Origin of the sequence: Clostridioides sp. ZZV14-6345 (genome assembly GCF_020657775.1) — a bacterium.
Classification (GTDB): domain Bacteria; phylum Bacillota; class Clostridia; order Peptostreptococcales; family Peptostreptococcaceae; genus Clostridioides; species Clostridioides difficile_D.
In genome coordinates, this window is sequence record NZ_JAGWCX010000013.1 from 51,201 (window position 1) to 71,224 (window position 20,024).

The following is a 20,024-nucleotide window of genomic DNA, read 5'->3' on the forward strand; positions in this document are numbered from 1 at the left end:
AGAAACGATTTGTATTTAAAAAGACTAGAGTTAAAGGGATTTAAATCCTTTCCAGTAAAAACAGATATTATTTTTAAAGAAGGAATAACAGCAATAGTAGGGCCAAATGGAAGTGGAAAAAGTAATATATCTGATGCTGTAAGATGGGTGCTAGGAGAACAGAGTATTAAGAGTCTTAGAGGTGATAAACTTGAAGATGTAATATTTGCAGGTACAGATACAAAAAAACCTATGAATTACTGTGAGGTTGCTCTTACTATTGATAATTCTGAAAATCAATTGGAATTAGATTTTACAGAAGTAACTATAAGAAGAAGAGCTTATAGAAATGGTGAAAGTGAATTTTTTCTAAATAATAAGAGTTGTAGATTAAAAGATATAAAAGAAGTCTTTTTAGATACTGGTATTGGAAAAGATGGTTATTCAATCATAGAACAAGGAAAAGTAGATGAAATATTAAGTAATAATCCTTTAAGTAGAAGAAAAGTTTTTGATGAAGCTTGTGGTATATCAAAATATAGATATAAAAAACAGGAAGCAGAAAGAAATTTAAGCAATACAAAGGAAAATCTAGAAAGAATAGATGATATATATATAGAAATTGAAAATCAATTAAAACCTCTTTTTAATCAACAGACAAAAGCAAAGAAGTACTTGGAAATAAGTGAGAAATTGAAGATACTGGAAGTAAATAGTTTTATAAGAGAAATTGAAGGGATAGAAAAAGAATTAAGCGAAGTTAATGAGCATAGTAAGGTCATTGAAAAGGAACTCAATGAAAAAGAAGAACAAAAAAGTATTGTAGAGAAAAAGCAAGAGGATATTAATAAAGAGGTAGAGGTATTACAAGATGTAATTGAAAAATCTGTAGATTATATAAACTCAATTAAAGGTGTTATATCAAAAAAAGAGTCTCAAATAAATTTAATTAAGGAAAGAATAAGGAATTTTACGAATGAAATTCATAGAAAAAATTTAGAAATAAATGATATAAAAGAAAAACTAAATGAAAATAAGCAGTACATAAAAGAATTAGAAAGTAATAAATTATTAGGTAGTGAAGAGCTATCTACTTTGCAAGAAAATATAAAAATATTGGAATCCAGCAAAGATAAACAAAAAGTTAAGTTAGAATCCTTAAATAATGATGTAGAATTATTGAAAGAAAGTATAATAGATATATTAAATAAGAAACAAGAGTTTAGTAATAAATTGTCGACTTTAAATGCAAATAAAGAAAATATGAATATCAGAGATGAAAATATAAACTCAGAAATAGCAGAATTAAATAAGAGTATTGAAATAAAGTCATCTGAATTAGACAGTATAAATAAAGACTTTAATATGCAAAATGAGAATTTAAAGAATGTAAATAATAGAAATAAAGAATTATCAACTAATTTGCAAGATTCAATTAGTAAACACAATAAGCTAGAAGATGAAATACAGAAAAATAAATATAATCTAAATGGATATAATTCAAAATTAAATGTCTATATAGACATGGAAAATCATTATGAAGGATTTAACAGAGGTGTAAAAGAAGTATTAAAAAATAAAAATTTAAAAGGGGTTCATGGAGCATTAGGTCAAATTATAAATGTACCTGAAAAATATGAGAAATCTGTAGAAGCAGCTCTTGGTGCTTATATGCAAAATATAATAACTGATGATGAGTTTAGTGCTAAATCTGCAATAAACTATTTAAAGCAGAATAATTTAGGTAGAGTAACCTTTCTTCCATTAAATATAATTAAATCAAATAAAATAAGTCTAGGAAACTTAAAAGCGAATACTAAATTCATAGGAATAGCAAGTGATTTAATTACATTTGATGAAAAGTATAGAAATATAATTGAAAATATACTTGGAAGAACAATTCTTATAAATAATATAGACGAAGGTATAAAATTTGCAAAAGAAACTGGTCATAGGTTTAAAATAGTAACTTTGGATGGTGAAATCTTAAATCCAGGAGGGTCTTTGACTGGAGGAAGTTTAAAAACTAATGGTAATATACTATCGAGAAAAAGATACATTAATGAATATACAGAAAAGATAAATAATATCAAGATTCAGATTTCAGAATTAGAATTAAAAAGAGAATCTCTAGACAAAGATATAAAAAATATAAAAAATGAAATTGAATCGCATGAAAGTAAAATAAAAGATTTAGAAAAAAGTATAATAATAAAAAGTACCAGTATAAAGAATATTGAATCTGAAATTGAATCTTTAAAAGGTAGTATTACTAAATTAGAGAATGAGAAGAATGATTTGAATTCCAATTTAAATTACACACTCGAAAAAAGTGATGATGTTAGAAGAGATATGGAAGAGTTAGATAATATACACAGCCAAAACAAAGAAAAAATTGATGCATTGAATGAAGAAATAAAAAAATATAACGATTTGTATGATAAAGAAAAATCTGAATTTGATGAATTAAACTTGACTATAGTAAAGAAAACAGAAGCTTACAACAGTATAGTTAGAGATATAAAAAGAATATCTGGTGAAAACTGTGAGTTAGAAGAAAAAAATAAACAGCTAGAGGAATCATTAAACTATGAAGAAAAAGAAATAGTTAAATTGCAAGATTCTATAGCTATTGAGGAAAAAGAAAAAGAAAATTTAACAAAACAATTAGGAGATAGTAATAGAAATCTTGAAACTAGAAAAATTGCAAAGGATGATTTGAAAAATAGTTTTGATGAAATTAATAAAGAATTAAAAACTATAGATAGACAACATATAGAACTTAAAGAAAGTTTATTCAAAGTTGGTGGAAGATTAGAAAGATTAAAGTCTAGTCAAGACACATATATAAATAAGTTATTTGAGCAATATGAAATGACTTTAGTACAAGCATTGGAAATTAAAAATGAAGATTTAGATATAGACAAAAAATTCTTAGAAAGTCTAAAGAGAGAAATAAGAAGTCTTGGAAATATAAATATAGATTCTATAAAGGAATACGAAGAAATAAAAGAAAGATATGATTTTTATAGTGCACAAAAACAAGATTTAGAAGAATCTATGGAAGAGATAGAAAAACTTATACATACATTAGAAGAAAATATGAAATCTGAATTTGAGATTAAATTTGAAGAAATAAGTAAAAACTTTAAGTATGTATATAAGAGATTATTTGGTGGAGGTTGTGGAGAATTAACTATTCTAGATAAAGAAAATTTATTAGAAAGTGATATACTAATAACAGCTCAACCACCAGGTAAAAAAATGAAAAACTTAAATCTATTATCTGGTGGAGAAAAAGCTTTAACAGCAATAAGTATACTATTTGCTATATTAATTACAAAACCAACACCATTTTGTATACTAGATGAGATTGAAGCTCCACTTGATGATGCAAATATATTTAGATTTGGAGAATTTTTAAAGGATTTATCTAAAGAAACACAATTTATATCAGTAACTCATAGGAGAGGAACTATGGAGGCTGCTGATTATATCTATGGAGTTACAATGCAAGAAAAAGCTATTTCAAAAGTTATTAGTTTAAAATTAAAAGAAGCTCAGCAAATAACTGATATTATATAACTTAAATTGACATAGGAGGAAGAACAGTGTTAAAAAAATTATTTGGTTTTGGGAAAGAAAAGGAAATAGAAAAAAAAGATACTGAATCAGAAGAAGAAATAGAAGGTAGTAGTGATAATCTAGAAAATATGGAAGAAACCATTTTTTCGGGTCTTGAAGAAGAAGTGATAGATAAAGTAGAAGATATTGAAGAAAAAGCTGAAGAAGATACTACTAATGAAATTACTGGAGAAAATGAAGAAGCAAAAGGTCAGATAAATAGTGATGAGCAAGAAGTAGAATCTATTTTAGATAGTGATTCTCATGAGGGGATAACAGGAGAATTAGAAAGTTATGATGAGGATGTTGAACCTGAAGAAGTGGACGATAAAGGTGAAAAGAAAGTTAACTTATTTGAAAGACTAAAACAAGGATTAACAAAGGCAAAACAAGGAATAACTGATAGAATAGATGAAGTTTTAAAATCATATACAAAAGTAGATGAAGAATTGCTTGAAGATTTAGAGGAAATTTTAATAACAGCAGATGTTGGTGTAAATACGACTATGGATATAATTGAAAAACTAAGAGATAAAATAAAGCAAAAAGGTATTACTGAACCAATAAAGGTAAGAGAAGAACTTAAATCTATAGTTGAAGACATTCTTACAAATGAAAACTCTACACTGGATATAGAACCAGTACCATGTATAATCTTAATGGTAGGTGTAAATGGAGTTGGTAAAACTACTACAATAGGTAAACTAGCAAATCGATATAAAAAAGAAGGAAAAAAAGTTTTATTGGCAGCAGCAGATACATTTAGAGCAGCAGCTACAGAGCAATTAGAAATTTGGGCAAATAGAACTAATGTAGATATAATAAAGCATCAAGAAGGAGCAGACCCTGGAGCAGTAGTATTTGATGCCATAAAGGCTGCAAAGGCTAGAAAAACAGATGTATTAATATGTGATACAGCAGGAAGATTACACAATAAAGCTAATCTTATGAATGAGCTTGGAAAAGTATTTAAAATAGTAGATAGAGAATTTCCAGAAGCAAAGCGTGAAGTGCTTCTTGTAGTAGATGCTACAACAGGTCAAAATGCAGTTGTTCAAGCAAAGACATTTAAAGAAGTTGCAGATATAACAGGTATAGTACTTACAAAACTTGATGGAACCGCAAAAGGCGGAGTAGTGCTTGCAGTAAAATCAGAAGTAGATGTGCCTGTAAAACTTATTGGAGTTGGAGAAAGAGTAGAAGACCTACAAGATTTCAATGCAAAATCATTTTCAGATGCATTATTTGGTAACTAGTGTTCTTTTAAAAATAATGGTTGACAAGAGTGTTTATATGATATAAAATACAATAGTGTAAAGTAAATAACCTTTACAGTATACTGCTAGGAAGTGTAAGATATGAATATAGAAAAAATGGTCGAAATTGGATTGTTATTTGAACAGTATAAAGAATTATTAACTGACAAGCAGAAAGAAATAGTTGCTCTATACTATGAAGAAGATTATTCTTTAGGTGAAATTAGTGAAAATCTTAATGTATCAAGACAAGGTGTGTATGATACTTTAAAACGTTCAGAAAAAATACTAAGAGATTATGAAGAGAAGTTACACTTAGTATCAAAGATTCAAGAGCAGGAAAAAAATATTAAGATTATAAAAGATAAAATTATTGACATTAAAGAAGATTTATTGCACAATAGAGATTGTGCTAATTTAATCCCTAAGCTAGAAAATATAGAAGATGTATGTAGGGAGATGATAAAATGATATTTGAAGGATTGTCTGATAAACTACAAGGGGCATTTAGTAAGTTGAAATCAAAAGGAAAACTTACAGAAGTAGATGTAAAAAATGCTATGAGAGAAGTTAAACTTGCTCTTCTTGAAGCAGATGTTAACTTTAAAGTAGTTAAAGATTTTATAAAAAAAGTTCAAGAGAGATGTGTTGGACAAGAAGTTATGCAAAGCTTAACTCCAGCTCAGCATGTAATTAAAATTGTAAATGAAGAACTTACAAGTTTAATGGGGGATGTACAAAGTAAAGTGATGATTTCCTCAAAACCTCCTACAATTTTAATGATGGTTGGACTGCAAGGAGCAGGTAAAACTACTACAGCAGGAAAACTTGGAGGATATTTTAAAAAACAAGGTAAAAAACCTTTATTAGTAGCCTGTGATATTTATAGACCAGCAGCTATAAAGCAACTTCAAGTTGTTGGAGAAAAATTGGATATCCCTGTATTTAATATGGGAGATAAGGAAAATCCAGTAAATATTGCAAAAGCAGGTTTAAGCCATGCAATTAAAAATGCTAATGATTTAGTTATTATAGATACAGCTGGTAGACTTCATATAGATGAAGTACTTATGGATGAGTTAAAATCTATTAAAACAGAAGTTAAACCACATGAAATACTTTTGGTTGTAGATTCTATGACAGGTCAAGATGCTGTAAATGTTGCAGAAAGCTTCAATGAAGCACTTGGCGTTGATGGAGTAGTATTAACTAAATTAGATGGTGATACTAGAGGTGGTGCTGCACTTTCAATAAGAGCAGTTACACAAAAGCCTATAAAATTTATGGGTATGGGAGAAAAGTTAGATGATATAGAACCTTTTCACCCAGACAGAATGGCATCGAGAATATTAGGTATGGGAGATGTCTTAAGTTTAATAGAAAAAGCACAAGAAAACATAGACTTAGAGAAAGCTAAGGAACTAGAGCAAAAAATTAAAAAACAAGAGCTTGATTTTGAGGATTTCTTACAACAAATGGAACAAATACAAAATATGGGTCCTCTTGACAAGATACTTGGTATGATACCTGGTATGGGAAATGTAAAAGACCAACTTGGAGATGTAGATTTGAATGGCAAAGAAATGAATAGAACTAAAGCCATAATTCAATCAATGACTACATATGAGAGAAGAAACCCAGGAGTATTAAATGCGTCTAGAAAGAAAAGAATAGCTAGAGGTAGTGGAACTAGTGTACAAGATGTAAATAGACTTATAAAACAACTTAATGAAATGAAAAAAATGATGAAGATGTTTGCTGGTTCGCAAAAGAGTATGAAGAAAAGGGGCGGCTTAGGCGGTTTACCTTTTTTTAAATAAAATATAAAAAAGTAAAAATTATTCGGAGGTGACTGTAATGGCAGTTAAAATAAGATTAAAAAGAATGGGAGCTAATAAAAAACCTTTCTACAGAATAGTAGTAGCTGATTCAAGAGCTCCAAGAGATGGAAAATTTATAGAAGAAATAGGATACTATAATCCAATTTCTGAACCTAAACAAGTAAGAATAAATGATGAAAAAGCTATAAAATGGTTAGCTACTGGTGCTCAACCAACAGAAGTAGTTAAAAAATTACTTGTAAAAAATGGAGTAATAGAAAAATTCGAAGCTTCTAAACAAGCAAAATAATTTTTCTTGGCAATTAGTTTAAGTAAGTACTCATTGCTGAGGTTACTTTAGGAGATGAAATATATGAAAGAGCTAGTTGTAGATATAGCTAAGGCTCTAGTTGATAATCCTGATTCAGTTGTCGTTGAGGAATTTGAAGATAATGACGGTATCGTCTTAAAACTTACAGTTGCTCAAGAGGATATGGGTAAGGTTATTGGTAAGCAGGGAAGAATAGCTAAAGCTATAAGAACTGTCGTAAGATCTGTTGCTAATAGAGAAAATATAAAAGTTTCTCTTGAGATAGTATAAATAGGAGGATTAGGTATAATACCTAGTCCTTTTTGTATAATTATATCTAGTTTAAGAATTTATGACGACATGACCACATAAGATTAAATTTTTTAAGAAGGTGATAACATGAAAGAAAAATTAACTCATTTTAAGGTAGGTCAAATAGTAAATACACAAGGTCTAAAAGGTGAGGTAAGAGTTTATCCACTTACTGATGATATAGAGAGATTTGATGAATTAAAAGACTTCTATCTAGGAAAAGATTTAAATAATAAATGGACTGTTGAAAAAGTAAGATACAAAGGTTCTATGGTTATAATGAAGATAAAAGGTATAGATAGCATAGAGAAAGCAGAAAAGCTAAAAAATAAATTTATGTACGTATCTAGAGAAGATAGCAGAGAACTTGAAGAAGGAGAATTTTTTATAGCAGATATGATTGGAATGGAAGTTTTAACCGTAGATGGAAAATATGTAGGAGTCCTAGAAGATGTTCTTCAATACTCAGCAAATGATGTATATGTAGTAAAAGGTGATGAAGATAAAGAATTTATGATACCAGCTATAAAAAAATTTGTACCTACAATAGACATTTATGAAAGAAAAATGATTATAGACCCTATTAAGGGAATGATAGATTAGGTGGTAATATGAGATTTCATATAATGACGCTTTTTCCAGAAATATTTAATTCATATATGAACGAAAGTATAATGAAAAGAGCAATTGAAAAAGGTATAATTGAAGTTAATATATATAATATAAGAGATTTTTCCAATAATAAACATAAAAAAGTAGATGATTATCCATTTGGAGGAGGAGCTGGTATGGTAATGACTCCTCAACCTATATATGACACATATAAGCACATAATAACAACTCACAATATAAATAATCCAAGAGTAATTTATCTAACTCCAAAAGGGAAGGTATGCAATCAATCTATAGTAAAGCAGGTGTCTGTAGAAGAGGATATAATACTTCTATGTGGTCATTATGAAGGAATAGATGAGAGAATCATTGATTTAATAGTTACTGATGAAATTTCGATTGGAGATTATGTACTAACTGGAGGAGAGCTTCCAGCACTTATAATGATAGATTCTATATCAAGATTAATACCAGGTGTATTAAATCAAGAAGAATCATTTGAAGAAGAATCATTTAAAGATAACTTGTTAGAATATCCTCATTACACTAGGCCTAGAGATTTTGAAGGATTAAAAGTACCAGAAGTGCTTTTATCAGGTAATCATAAAAAGGTAGATGAGTGGAGAAGAGAAGAATCTATAAGAATAACTAAAGAAAGACGATTAGATTTATATAAAAAGTTTAAGGAAAAATAAAATATAATACAAAATTAATATATATGTATACAATAAAGTACCTATAAATGGAATTAAAAACATAAAAGTGCTTGTAATAACTATTGAAGTATAGTATAATATAAAATGTTGAAAATACGGGCGTTCCTCTGTTTACACTGGTCGGGTAGTTAAGAACGTCTATGATATTTAGGAGGAAGAAAGATGAATGAAATGCTAAGAGCAATTGAGCAAGAACAATTAAAAAATGAAGTTCCTAATTTTGGACCTGGGGACACAGTTAAAGTACACGTTAGAATTATAGAAGGAAAAAGAGAAAGAATACAAGTATTCGAAGGTGTAGTATTAAAGAGACAAGGTGGAGGAGCAAGAGAAACTTTCACAGTTAGAAAAATGTCTTTCAATGTTGGTGTAGAAAGAACTTTCCCAGTTCATTCTCCAAAGATAGAAAAAATAGAAGTTACTAGAAAAGGTAAAGTAAGAAGAGCTAAACTAAACTACTTAAGAGGTAGAGTAGGTAAAGCTGCTAAGATAAAAGAAGCTAGAAATAAATAATTAAAAACTTTACTTATAAATGGGGGGCTGATTTATCAGTCCTCTTTCTATTTTAATGAAAATCACAGCAAATAATTATATTCTGAATAGATAGAACTATTTGTTGAAAATGTACATTATTTATCTATGAATTTATGCCTTTTAAAATGAAAAATAAAATTAATAAAATATTGCATTGTATTTTGTAATAATATTAAAAATAAGAGGATAATATTCTGTAAAGTACGATGTTAAAAAGGTGACAATATTATAGTTTGTAAAGATATATTTTTTAAGTGAAATTAGGATATAATAATATAATGTTAATAAGGAGTGATACATGTGTCAAATGAATATGAAGAGTATCTTATGGATGACAATCTACATATAAACTGGTATCCAGGTCATATGAAAAAAACTAAGGAGTTGGTAAAAAACAACTTAAAATTGATTGATGTGGTAATTGAACTTTTAGATGCTAGAATACCATTTAGTAGTAAAAATCCAGATATAGACAGGCTTGTAGGAGACAAACCAAGAGTTGTTGTACTTAATAAAAGTGATATGGCAGATAGAGACAAATTAAATCAATGGATAGAGTATTATAAAAAAATTAATATAAAAGCTATACCTGTAGATACAATAAAAGGGATTGGTATAAACAAGATAATTGAAGAATGTAAGAATGTAACTAGAGAAAAAATGAACTCTTTAAAGGATAAAGGTAGAAAAGAAAGAGCTATACGAATAATGATAGTTGGAGTGCCAAATGTTGGTAAGTCATCCCTTATAAATAAATTAACAGGTAGAAGAAGCACTCAAACAGGAGATAAACCAGGAGTGACTAAGGGAAAGCAATGGGTTAGATTAAAGGGAAACCTTGAACTTTTAGATACACCTGGAATACTTTGGCCTAAGTTTGAAGACCAAGAAGTTGCCTTAAATTTAGCATTTAGTAGAGCCATAAAGGATGAGATTTTGGATACTGAGACTTTGGCTTTAAGACTTATAGAAAAACTTATGAAGATAGAACCTGAGAAGCTGAAAACTAGATATAGGTTAGATTCTTTAGGAGAAACTCCAATTGAAACTATGGATATGATTGGTCAAAAAAGAGGTTTTATAACAGGGAAAAAAGAACTTGATTATACGCGCATAGCCACAACTGTTTTAAATGAATTCAGAGATGGAAAAATAGGAAATATAACTTTAGAAGTACCAGAAAATGTTAAAAGATAGACTTTAAAGCTAGATTAAAAAATTAATATTATAAGTAAAAAAAGCCTTTTTGTAAAGGCTTTTTTTACTTTTTTGAAATATAGACAAATATTGGCATATAAAAGTATAAATTAGATTAAAAAAACTTTTAAAATATTAATTTAAGACAAATATACCTAATATTTTGAAAATTAAAATAAGTATGATTATTTAAAAATTTGGTATATTGACTTGTTTGTTTCGTATAATATATAATAAGCACAAATCAATACAATATATTAAAAATTTAATTTATTTAATTTTATTAATTTAATAATAAGTTCTTATTGTTTTATTTAATTTATTTATGCAAGCGTAAACAATTGAGACGTTTTATTAATTTAATAATGTTAAAAAGGGGGAGTTTATAATGGGTAAGACCAAGGATGTTATAGTATTTGGATTTGCGTTATTTGCAATGTTCTTTGGAGCAGGTAACTTAATATTTCCACCATACTTGGGAATAATTACAGGTCCAGAGTGGTTAATTGCCTTCTTAGGATTTACATTTGCTGATGCTGGTTTGGCACTTCTAGCAGTAATGGCTACAGCTAAATTTGATGGAAATGTAGTTGAAATGTTTAAAAGATGTGGTATGAAATTAGGGATTCTTATAGGTTGTGCAGATATTTTATGTATAGGACCATTCTTAGCTATACCAAGAACAGGTGCAACAACATATGAAATGGGTGTAATGCCTTTATTTGGGACTTCAATTCCAGTGTTATTATTCTGTATACTTTTTTTTGCAATTTCATATGTATTAACAATAAAACCTTCTAAAGTCGTAGATATAGTTGGGCAATTTTTAACTCCAGCTCTTCTAATAGCTTTAGCATTTATAATTATAAAAGGTATTGTATCACCTCTTGGAGAGATAATAGATAAGCCTATGATACCTAATGTATTTGCAGAAGGTATTGGTCAAGGATATCAGACAATGGATGCCTTTGCAGCAATAGCACTTGCATCAGTACTAATTGTATCTTTAAATGAAAAAGGATATTCTACTATTAGTGATAAGTTAAAAATGATTGGTAAATCAGGTGTTCTTGCTTGTGGTGGATTAGCCCTAGTTTATGGAGGATTATGCTTCCTTGGAGCAACTGTATCAACAATGTATGGAACAGATGCAGTACAGTCACAAGTAATAGTAAATATAACACAAGGCTTGCTTGGAAATATTGGGAAAGCGATTTTAGCAGTAGTAGTATCATTAGCATGTTTAACTACATCTATAGGTCTTACATCTGCAACAGGTCAATATTTCTCTAGACTTACAAAAGGTAAGTTAAGTTATGAAAGAATAGTATTAGCTGTATCTGTATTCAGTGCAGTGGTAGCATCTTTTGGTGTTGGAACTATAATAAAGATAGCATCTCCTATACTAAGTATAGTTTATCCACCATCAATTGTTTTAATAATTTTAGCTTTCTTCAATGAAAAAATTAAGAATGATAATGTGTACAAAGGAGCAGTATATATGTCATTGCTTGTAAGTATACTAACAGTTATATCTAGTTATGGAGTACAGGTTCCAGTAGTAAATTCTTTACCTCTTCATTCATTAGGATTTAACTGGGTGGTTCCGGTTATAATAGCTGGAATAATTGGTAATTTTATACCATCAAAGTGTCAATCTAACACACTTGGAACAAATTAAGCTTTAAATTAAAATATAATAGCTTGTAAATAAAGGAGTTATTTATAATAAATGAAATTATTTATATAAATAACTCTTTTTATTTTTAGGTTCTATATTAATTATTTGTATTTGATATAGGAAAAATATAAGAAAATATCAAAAAAATATATAGTTTATTTTTTAACAATAATAGATATTAAAAAAAGAATTTTATAGGTTTAAGTATGTATATTAGATGATTTTTACAAAAATATCATATAAATAAAATTATGACAATAATAAAATAATAAAACAAAATTTAAGACATATGGCTATAGAAATGAATTAAGTAAATGATTAAATTGTTTCCCTAGACATATATATTAAGAATTTTTAGTTAATTGTGACATATAAGTATGTAAACGTGAATACTAGCAACTGCAAAGTTTAAGTAAGTTGGAAGTTAAAAAATAATTGCTATGAACAAAAATAAGTTGATAAATCATAATAAGGAATTTTCAGAAAAAACGATTTCAGGACTGAAAAACAAGTCATAAATCTACGGTAGTAGAATTATGATTAAGTAAATTTAACAGTTAATTTAGCAAAATAAATACAAAATACTACAAGAATTAACGTAAAGGGGAGTTGTGACAAAAGGAAAACGATTTTTTAAGAATCATAATTTTGAAAATTTAAAAAATTAAAAATGATATTGACTGCTTTTTTTTCAGATTATATAATGAACACAAAATATTTAAAATTTAAATTGAATTAAAAAGATTATATGAATGTAAAAAGGAGAGTGATATATACAGTACATAAAGCAATACAAGTTGGTAATAATGTGAATAATTTAAAAAGTCTTAATATTTTTATTATTCGTAATAGTTAATTTTATCAAGAAAAATTAGAGAAAAAATAAAAAACCAACTATGTTTAAAGTATATAGGTTGATTTTGTTTAATTAAGAAAGTTGTATTAAATATTGTGAAGATTTTATAAATTATGAAACATAATTGACAAATTTAAGTCAAAAATGTATAATTAAATAAAATCTCGTCAAAAGGTTTTCATTTAAGAAGAGATTGGACTTATTTTTTAGTAAAATGTAGTAATAAGGTAAGAAGTAGTAAAATCAAATGGGGGTGCTTTAAATGGGTGAAAAACAAATCAATTTTAAAGATGTAATTGTAATTGGATTTGCACTATTTGCAATGTTTTTTGGTGCTGGGAACTTAATATTCCCTCCATATCTAGGAGTTTTATCTGGAAGTAGCTGGCTAGTAGCTTTCATAGGATTCCTTTTTGCAGATGGTGGTTTGGCATTATTAGCAGTTATAGCAGCAACTAAGTTTAATGGAGAGACATCGAAAATGTTCGCAAGAGCAGGCAAAGGATTAAGTATTGCATTAGGATGTGCAATGGTAATCTGTATAGGGCCACTTTTAGCAATACCTAGAACAGCAGCAACAACTTATGAAATGGGTATATTACCTACAATAGGTTCTGGAATAAGCCCGGTAATATTTTCTATAGTATTCTTTGCTCTAGTATTGGTTTTAACAATAAGACCATCAAAAGTTGTAGATATAGTTGGGTCAATCTTAACTCCAGCTTTACTTATAGCTTTAGCAGTATTAATAGTTAAAGGTATCATATCTCCCTTAGGAGAAATAAGAGACAGTTCTTTAATACAAAATGTATTTGCAGAAGGTATAACTCAAGGTTATCAAACAATGGATGCATTAGCAGCTAGTGTATTTGCATCAATTATAATTATGTCAGTAATAGCTAAAGGTTATACAGGTGAAAAAGAAAAGATGAAAGCTACAGTAAGTGCAGGTGTAATCGCAGTAATAGGTATGGCACTAGTTTATGGTGGATTATGTTATCTTGGAGCAACTGTATCTCAACAATATGGACAAGATGTTCAACAAACAGCTTTAATAGTTGCAATAACAGCAGCTTTACTTGGAAACACAGGTAAAATCTTATTGGCTATTATAGTTGCATTAGCATGTTTAACAACAGCTATAGGACTTTCTTCAGCAGCAGGTCAATATTTCTCAACACTTACAAATGGAAAATTAAAATATGAACATATAGTTATAGTAGTTTGTGTATTTAGTGCAATTATATCAAACTTTGGAGTAAGTACAATAATAAAATTCTCTTCTCCTATATTGAGCATGGTATATCCAGCAACTATAACTCTAGTTATACTAGCATTATTTAGTGATAAAATTAGAAATGACAACGTGTTCAAATGTGCTGCATATATGGCATTGTTAGTAAGCGTATTAACAGTTGCAAAAAGCTTTGGTGTAAATATTCCTCTAGTTGATAGCTTACCATTTGCTTCATTAGGATTTAACTGGATAGTTCCAGTTGTAATAGCAGGAATAATAGGAAACTTTATTCCATCTAAAAGCAGTAAAACTGCATAATAAAGAATAATTGATAATTATGGAATTGCCTTTAAATTAAATAGGCAATTCCTTTTTATATTTGAAAATATTATTAAACTATTGTAGATTTGAAATTAATGTAAAGTATCAACATATATATCTGTAAAGAAAAAATAAAGAATTTATTATTTAAGTACTTATTAATTAATAAAAGTTAAAATAATAAAATGTAAAAAATATAAAGTATATAAAAGTATAATTGGACTTTTATATACTTTTTTATATTATTTTAGAGTTTTTTAAGACTGTATTTTACAAGTTTAGAAAACTATAAGGAGTGTTATATTTAATATAAAATAGTATAATATATATTATGCTAGATAATTAATATGAAAATATACAAGCATATAAAAAAGTTTGTTTAGAGTTATAGTTAATAGGTGTATTAATTTAATACTAATTTATTGGAGGTCTAAAAATGAAGTACATAATAAAAAGAGATGGTACAAAAGAGCTTTTTAGTAAAAGTAAGATTGAAGATGCTGTCTATAAGGCTAGTATAAATAGTGAAGGTGGAGTGGATAGAGATTTAGCATATGATATATCAAGAAAAATAGCTAATGACTATAATTCTATGGAAAAGTGCTTATCCGTAGAAGAAATACAAGATATAGTTGAAGTATTACTTATGGAATCAAATAGAAAAGATATAGCAAAACACTACATATTATATAGAGAAAGACGTTCTGAAATAAGAACTAAAGCTTGGGAGTTTGATGAATTACAAAAATCAATCTGGAAGAACAAGTATAGACATAATGGTGAGAGTTTTGATGAATGGATAAAGAGAATTTCAAATAATAGTTCAAGAATATCAAAGTTAATAAGACAAAAAAGATTTCTATTTGCTGGAAGAATTTTAGCAAATAGAGGATTACAGAAAGAGGGAAAGAAAGTAACATATTCAAATTGCTATGTAATAGAACCACCAAAAGACAGTATAGAAGATATTTTTGATACTGCAAAAAAACTTGCTAGAACATTTAGTTATGGTGGAGGAGTTGGAATTGATATTTCAAAGTTAAGACCAAAAGGTGCAAAAGTAAATAATGCTGCAAAACATACGACTGGAGCAGTTTCTTTTATGGAGCTTTACAGCATGACAACTGGTTTGATTGGTCAAAGAGGGAGAAGAGGAGCTCTTATGATTTCTATGGACGTTAATCATCCAGAGATAGAAGAGTTTATAGATATAAAGACAGATTTAGAGAAAGTTACTAAAGCAAATATTTCTGTAAGAGTAACAGATGAATTTATGCAAGCTGTAAAGGAAAAAAAGCTATATAATTGTACTTTTGAAGTTGAAACTACTGGAGAAAAAATAGTTAAGATAGTAAATGCGTATGATTTGTTTAATAAATTCGTAAAAAATAACTGGGATTATGCAGAGCCAGGTATATTGTTCTGGGATAAAATAAGAACCTATAATTTTATGAGTGAAGATAAGGACTTTTGCTTTTCAGGAGTAAATCCTTGTGCGGAAGAGCCACTTCCAAGTGGAGGAAGTTGTCTGCTTGGTTCAATAAACTTGTCAGAGTTTGTAATACAACCATTTGGGGAACATGCTACATTTGATATTAATAAATTAAAATCTTGTGTTAGAGAAGCTGTAGTAGCTTTAAATGATGTCTTAGATGAGGGATTAAACCTACATCCATTACAGGAGCAAAGAGATAGTGTACATAAATATAGACAAATAGGTTTAGGTGTAATGGGTATAGCTGATATGCTTATAAAGATGGGAATAAGATATGGCTCTGATGAATCTTTAGAATTATGTGATTTAATTGGTAAAACTATGTTAAATGAAGCTGTAAAGCAATCATCACTAATTGCTAAAGAATATGGGACATTTAGCGAGTACAAATATGAAAATATTTCTAAATCTAAGTTTTTTATAGACAACTTAAATGAAGATACCAAGGAAATTGTTAAAAAGTATGGGCTTAGAAATTCGCAACTTTTAACTATACCTCCTACAGGTTCTATATCTACAATGATAGGTATTAGTGGTGGAATAGAACCTATATTTAATCTTTCATATATAAGAAAAACTGAAAGCTTACATGATGAAGATGTTTATTATAAAGTATATACTCCAATTGTTAAAGAGTATATGGATAAAAAAGGGATTACAGATGAAGAATGTTTACCAGATTTTTTTGTTACTGCTATGAATATAGGATATGAAGAAAGGATAAACATGCAAAAAGTGTGGCAAAAGTATATTGATGCTTCTATATCATCTACAATAAATATACCTTTTGAAACTACAGTTGAAGATGTTTTCAATATATATATTAAGGCATGGGAGGCTGGTCTTAAAGGGGTGACAATATTTAGAGATGGATGCAAAAGGAGTGGAATTTTAATAAATGAAAAAAAGGAAGAAAATAATAAAGAAAATAATAAAAAAGAAGATAATAAAAAAGAAGATAATAAAAAAGAATATTATAAAAATAATAAAAAAGAAAAAAATAATAAAGATGAAAAAGCCAAAGAAATAATAAATAAAAATTTTGAAGAAGATGAAAAATTTGTGTGCCCTGAATGTGGAAGTGAAGGAATTGCACATACAGGCGGATGCAGTATATGTTTAAAATGTGGATATAGTGGATGCAATTAAACTCTGAATTAACAAAATTTTTAACTTATATTTTTACAAATGAAAGATGAGGGAAGAGTATGCAAGATAAAAGCGTGAGGGAGATTAAAGAAATAATAGAAACTTTAGAAGTAGAGCAGTATATGAAATATATAGAACTATTAAGAGTAGATGAAAGAAAATCTGTACAAAGTTTAGCTATAAAATTAGCAAAAAAATTGGATAGTATTAGAAAAGAAGAAGAACGATTAGAAACTATAAATATGTTTGAAAATGAAGGTTATAATAAAGGCTATTTATATATTGGAGGGATTGATGAAGCAGGAAGAGGACCACTTGCTGGACCTGTTGTAGCTTCTGTTGTAGTGTTTAAAAAAGATACAAAAATAGAAGGTGTAAATGACTCTAAAAAACTAAGTGAAGCAAAGAGAGATGAACTTTTTGAAGTAATAAAAAATGAAGCATTAGATTATGGAATAGGAATAGTAAATAATGAAGAAATAGATGAATTTAATATATTAAATGCTACATATATGGCTATGAAAAAGGCTATAAATTGTTTAAAAAAAGCACCAGATTTTTTACTGGTTGATGCAGCAACAATACCAGGAATTGATATAGCTCAAAATCCAATTGTAAAAGGAGATTCAAAATCTATATCAATAGCAGCAGCAAGTATATTGGCTAAAGTTACTAGAGATAGTATAATGTATCAATATGATAGAGTATACCCAGAATATGGGTTTAAATCTCATAAGGGATATGGAACTAAAGAACACTATGAAGCTATTGAAAAGTATGGGATAACTCCTATACATAGAAAAAGTTTTTTAAAAAATATATTGTAAATATAATATAATGTATATGATATAAATCACTATAATTAATGGGGGATTAAAGATGGAATATAATGAATTATTAAAAAGTGCTAGAGAAAATTTAAATGGAAGTTGTAAAGTTTGTAAAGTTTGTAATGGGGTTGCTTGTGCAGGTGAAGTGCCTGGTATGGGAGGTAAAGGAAGTGGTTCTTCTTTTATAGAAAATAGTAAGAGTTTAGAAAAAGTAAAAGTAAATATGAGAGTAATACATGATGTATCAAACCCTGATACATCTATAGAGATGTTTGGGAAAAAAATGAGTGCACCTATATTTGCAGCTCCAGTAACAGGAACTACTTTAAATATGGGTGGAAAAATTAATGAAAGAGATTACATAGAGCCAGTAGTTGAAGGCTGTGCTAATAGTGGCATTTATGCAATGGTTGGAGATACAGCAGTAGATGCTTTTTTAATGGAAAATTTAGATGTAGTTAAAAAATATAATGGAGCTGGAATTGTATTTATAAAACCTTGGGATAATGAAAATATTATAAAAAAGATAAGATTAGCCGAAGAAGCTGGTGCATTTGCAGTTGGAGTTGATATAGATGCTTGTGGTCTAGTAACTTTATCACTACATGGAAAGCCAGTACTTCCTAAAAATGTTGAACAAATAAAAGAGTTAGTGAAATCTACCAAACTACCATTTATATTGAAAGGAATAATGACTGTTGAAGATGCCTTAATAGCAGTTGAAGCAGGGGTAGATGCAATAGTTGTATCAAACCATGGAGGAAGAGTACTTGATTGTACACCAGGAACATGTGAAGTTCTACCAAAAATTGCTGATGCTGTTAAAGGTAAAGTTACAATACTTGCAGATGGTGGAGTGAGAACAGGCTTAGATGTATTAAAAATGATAGGTCTAGGAGCAGATGCAGTGTTAATAGGAAGACCTTTTGTGACTGCTTCATTTGGTGGAGCAACTGATGGTGTAGAAACTTATGTAAATAAACTTCAATCAGAATTAAGTGGTTCTATGATATTAACTGGATGTCAAACCATAAAAGATATTGATGGAAAAGTTATATACAAATAAAATTTTATACAAAAAAGAGGAAAAATCGTTTTAATGTAGAATAATTGTACAAAGGGGGAATTTATATGAGTAGAAAAGCTTATGAAGAAGCCTTAGTAGAATTAGAAAAATTTATTGATGAAAGAAAAGAAATAATTAAAAGTGCGGAGGACTGTATTGATAAGTACATAGTTGACAGAACGCTACCTTTTGATTACAAAGATAAATGTGTGGAATGGCAACAAGAGTTACTTGATATTGCAGAGGCACAAATTTTAGAAGCAAATGAATTAAGTGTATTATTACAAGAGAAAAAAGAACTTGAAGAAGATTAAGTTTTATTAACTAGAAGGGGCTATCTCAAAATATAGATTGTACTGAGACCCAAAAGTTAGACTTTATACAGGAATGAAATTTTCATTCCTGTTTTTTTAGCTTTATGTAACTTTAGATTCATATTCAAATCTATATTTAACAGGGCTACGCCAATTTAATTTTTCTTTAATTCTTTTGTTATTATAATAATAAATATATTCTGTTATAGCTTTCTCTAATTCGTTGAAACTTTTATATGTTTTTCTATAATACATTTCTTGCTTCATTATACCAAAGAAATTTTCCATAGGAGAATTATCAAGGCATGTACCCTTACGAGACATACTTTGAAATATTTTATTTTTCTTAAGTGTTTTGTTATACTTATTCATTTGATATGCCCAACCTTGGTCTGAGTGAAAAGTTCTTCTATAAGGGCAATCTTTTGTAATATTGATGGCTTCATTTAAAGCATCACTTATTGATTTAAAGTTAGGTCTATCTGAGATACTGAATGATAAAACTTCTCCATTAAACATATCTAAAAATGGATCAAGATATGCTTTTTTTATAACTAATTTTCCATTTTTATCAGTAGTATATATTTTAAATTCTGATGTATCAGTTGTTATTTTCTGATGTGGAATTGATGTTTTAAATCTTCTATTTATTTTATTATTTTTTACCTTTCCAATTGTACCTTTATAGGAATTATATTTACGTGATTTACGAGAA

At 28.2% G+C, this 20,024-nt stretch carries 17 protein-coding genes; 16 read left to right on the forward strand and 1 reads right to left on the reverse strand.

From position 1 onward, the window contains the following. Positions 1-9: 9 nt before the first annotated feature. The 16 genes from smc (at position 10) to KGF39_RS05325 (ending at position 19,309) form a co-directional block, all read left to right on the forward strand. Positions 10-3,564, forward strand: coding sequence for a chromosome segregation protein SMC (gene smc / locus KGF39_RS05250; RefSeq protein WP_227821467.1), 3,555 nt, complete (start codon positions 10-12; stop codon positions 3,562-3,564). A gap of 26 nt (positions 3,565-3,590) precedes the next feature. Further along, the gene (ftsY, locus tag KGF39_RS05255; RefSeq protein ID WP_107594207.1) at positions 3,591-4,859 is read left to right on the forward strand and encodes a signal recognition particle-docking protein FtsY; all 1,269 of its coding nucleotides are present in this window, start codon (positions 3,591-3,593) and stop codon (positions 4,857-4,859) included. A 102-nt stretch (positions 4,860-4,961) separates the two neighbouring features. Further along, positions 4,962-5,330 carry a YlxM family DNA-binding protein gene (ylxM, locus tag KGF39_RS05260; RefSeq protein ID WP_003419333.1) on the forward strand — a complete coding sequence of 123 codons (369 nt, stop codon included), beginning with the start codon at positions 4,962-4,964 and terminating at the stop codon, positions 5,328-5,330. Further along, entirely contained in the window at positions 5,327-6,679 is a 1,353-nt protein-coding gene (ffh, locus tag KGF39_RS05265; RefSeq protein WP_054273257.1) for a signal recognition particle protein, read from the forward strand. The genes ylxM and ffh overlap by 4 nt, the downstream gene beginning before the upstream one ends. A 37-nt stretch (positions 6,680-6,716) precedes the next feature. Next, positions 6,717-6,989: a 30S ribosomal protein S16 gene (rpsP, locus tag KGF39_RS05270; RefSeq protein ID WP_003419338.1), complete on the forward strand. Its 273-nt coding sequence runs from the start codon at positions 6,717-6,719 to the stop codon at positions 6,987-6,989. A gap of 63 nt (positions 6,990-7,052) precedes the next feature. Next, entirely contained in the window at positions 7,053-7,280 is a 228-nt protein-coding gene (locus KGF39_RS05275; protein ID WP_003419342.1) for a KH domain-containing protein, read from the forward strand. Positions 7,281-7,388: 108 nt separating this feature from the next. Then, positions 7,389-7,904: a ribosome maturation factor RimM gene (gene rimM / locus KGF39_RS05280; RefSeq protein WP_227821468.1), complete on the forward strand. Its 516-nt coding sequence runs from the start codon at positions 7,389-7,391 to the stop codon at positions 7,902-7,904. 8 nt (positions 7,905-7,912) lie between these two features. Next, complete coding sequence (gene trmD, locus KGF39_RS05285) at positions 7,913-8,608, forward strand: tRNA (guanosine(37)-N1)-methyltransferase TrmD (protein ID WP_227821469.1); 696 nt, start codon at positions 7,913-7,915, stop codon at positions 8,606-8,608. 183 nt (positions 8,609-8,791) lie between these two features. Next, entirely contained in the window at positions 8,792-9,142 is a 351-nt protein-coding gene (rplS, locus tag KGF39_RS05290) for a 50S ribosomal protein L19 (protein WP_003419350.1), read from the forward strand. Between the two features lie 321 nt (positions 9,143-9,463). Next, positions 9,464-10,360, forward strand: coding sequence for a ribosome biogenesis GTPase YlqF (ylqF, locus tag KGF39_RS05295; RefSeq protein WP_227821470.1), 897 nt, complete (start codon positions 9,464-9,466; stop codon positions 10,358-10,360). A 388-nt stretch (positions 10,361-10,748) separates the two neighbouring features. Next, the gene (gene brnQ, locus KGF39_RS05300) at positions 10,749-12,041 is read left to right on the forward strand and encodes a branched-chain amino acid transport system II carrier protein (RefSeq protein ID WP_227821471.1); all 1,293 of its coding nucleotides are present in this window, start codon (positions 10,749-10,751) and stop codon (positions 12,039-12,041) included. A 1,118-nt stretch (positions 12,042-13,159) separates the two neighbouring features. Beyond that, positions 13,160-14,452 (forward strand): branched-chain amino acid transport system II carrier protein, encoded by a 1,293-nt coding sequence (gene brnQ, locus KGF39_RS05305; protein ID WP_227821472.1) that lies wholly within the window; start codon positions 13,160-13,162, stop codon positions 14,450-14,452. Positions 14,453-14,891: 439 nt separating this feature from the next. Next, positions 14,892-17,099 (forward strand): adenosylcobalamin-dependent ribonucleoside-diphosphate reductase, encoded by a 2,208-nt coding sequence (locus tag KGF39_RS05310; RefSeq protein ID WP_227821473.1) that lies wholly within the window; start codon positions 14,892-14,894, stop codon positions 17,097-17,099. Positions 17,100-17,158: 59 nt separating this feature from the next. Then, complete coding sequence (locus tag KGF39_RS05315) at positions 17,159-17,926, forward strand: ribonuclease HII (protein ID WP_227821474.1); 768 nt, start codon at positions 17,159-17,161, stop codon at positions 17,924-17,926. Positions 17,927-17,978: 52 nt separating this feature from the next. Then, positions 17,979-18,995, forward strand: coding sequence for an alpha-hydroxy-acid oxidizing protein (locus KGF39_RS05320; RefSeq protein ID WP_227821475.1), 1,017 nt, complete (start codon positions 17,979-17,981; stop codon positions 18,993-18,995). Between the two features lie 65 nt (positions 18,996-19,060). Continuing rightward, a complete protein-coding gene (locus tag KGF39_RS05325) occupies positions 19,061-19,309 on the forward strand; it encodes a hypothetical protein (protein ID WP_021407973.1) in 249 nt (82 codons plus the stop codon). A 102-nt stretch (positions 19,310-19,411) separates the two neighbouring features. Here the strand turns inward: KGF39_RS05325 and KGF39_RS05330 are convergent. Beyond that, the coding region (locus KGF39_RS05330; RefSeq protein WP_227821476.1) for an IS3 family transposase at positions 19,412-20,024 on the reverse strand (613 nt) is incomplete at its 5' end.

Coding starts and splice junctions, on each gene's coding strand:
- ylxM (WP_003419333.1), top strand. CDS start 4,962: ATGAATATAGAAAAAATGGTCGAAATTGGATTGTTATTTGAACAGTAT.
- ffh (WP_054273257.1), top strand. CDS start 5,327: ATGATATTTGAAGGATTGTCTGATAAACTACAAGGGGCATTTAGTAAG.
- rpsP (WP_003419338.1), top strand. CDS start 6,717: ATGGCAGTTAAAATAAGATTAAAAAGAATGGGAGCTAATAAAAAACCT.
- KGF39_RS05275 (WP_003419342.1), top strand. CDS start 7,053: ATGAAAGAGCTAGTTGTAGATATAGCTAAGGCTCTAGTTGATAATCCT.
- rimM (WP_227821468.1), top strand. CDS start 7,389: ATGAAAGAAAAATTAACTCATTTTAAGGTAGGTCAAATAGTAAATACA.
- trmD (WP_227821469.1), top strand. CDS start 7,913: ATGAGATTTCATATAATGACGCTTTTTCCAGAAATATTTAATTCATAT.
- rplS (WP_003419350.1), top strand. CDS start 8,792: ATGAATGAAATGCTAAGAGCAATTGAGCAAGAACAATTAAAAAATGAA.
- brnQ (WP_227821471.1), top strand. CDS start 10,749: ATGGGTAAGACCAAGGATGTTATAGTATTTGGATTTGCGTTATTTGCA.
- brnQ (WP_227821472.1), top strand. CDS start 13,160: ATGGGTGAAAAACAAATCAATTTTAAAGATGTAATTGTAATTGGATTT.
- KGF39_RS05310 (WP_227821473.1), top strand. CDS start 14,892: ATGAAGTACATAATAAAAAGAGATGGTACAAAAGAGCTTTTTAGTAAA.
- KGF39_RS05315 (WP_227821474.1), top strand. CDS start 17,159: ATGCAAGATAAAAGCGTGAGGGAGATTAAAGAAATAATAGAAACTTTA.
- KGF39_RS05320 (WP_227821475.1), top strand. CDS start 17,979: ATGGAATATAATGAATTATTAAAAAGTGCTAGAGAAAATTTAAATGGA.
- KGF39_RS05325 (WP_021407973.1), top strand. CDS start 19,061: ATGAGTAGAAAAGCTTATGAAGAAGCCTTAGTAGAATTAGAAAAATTT.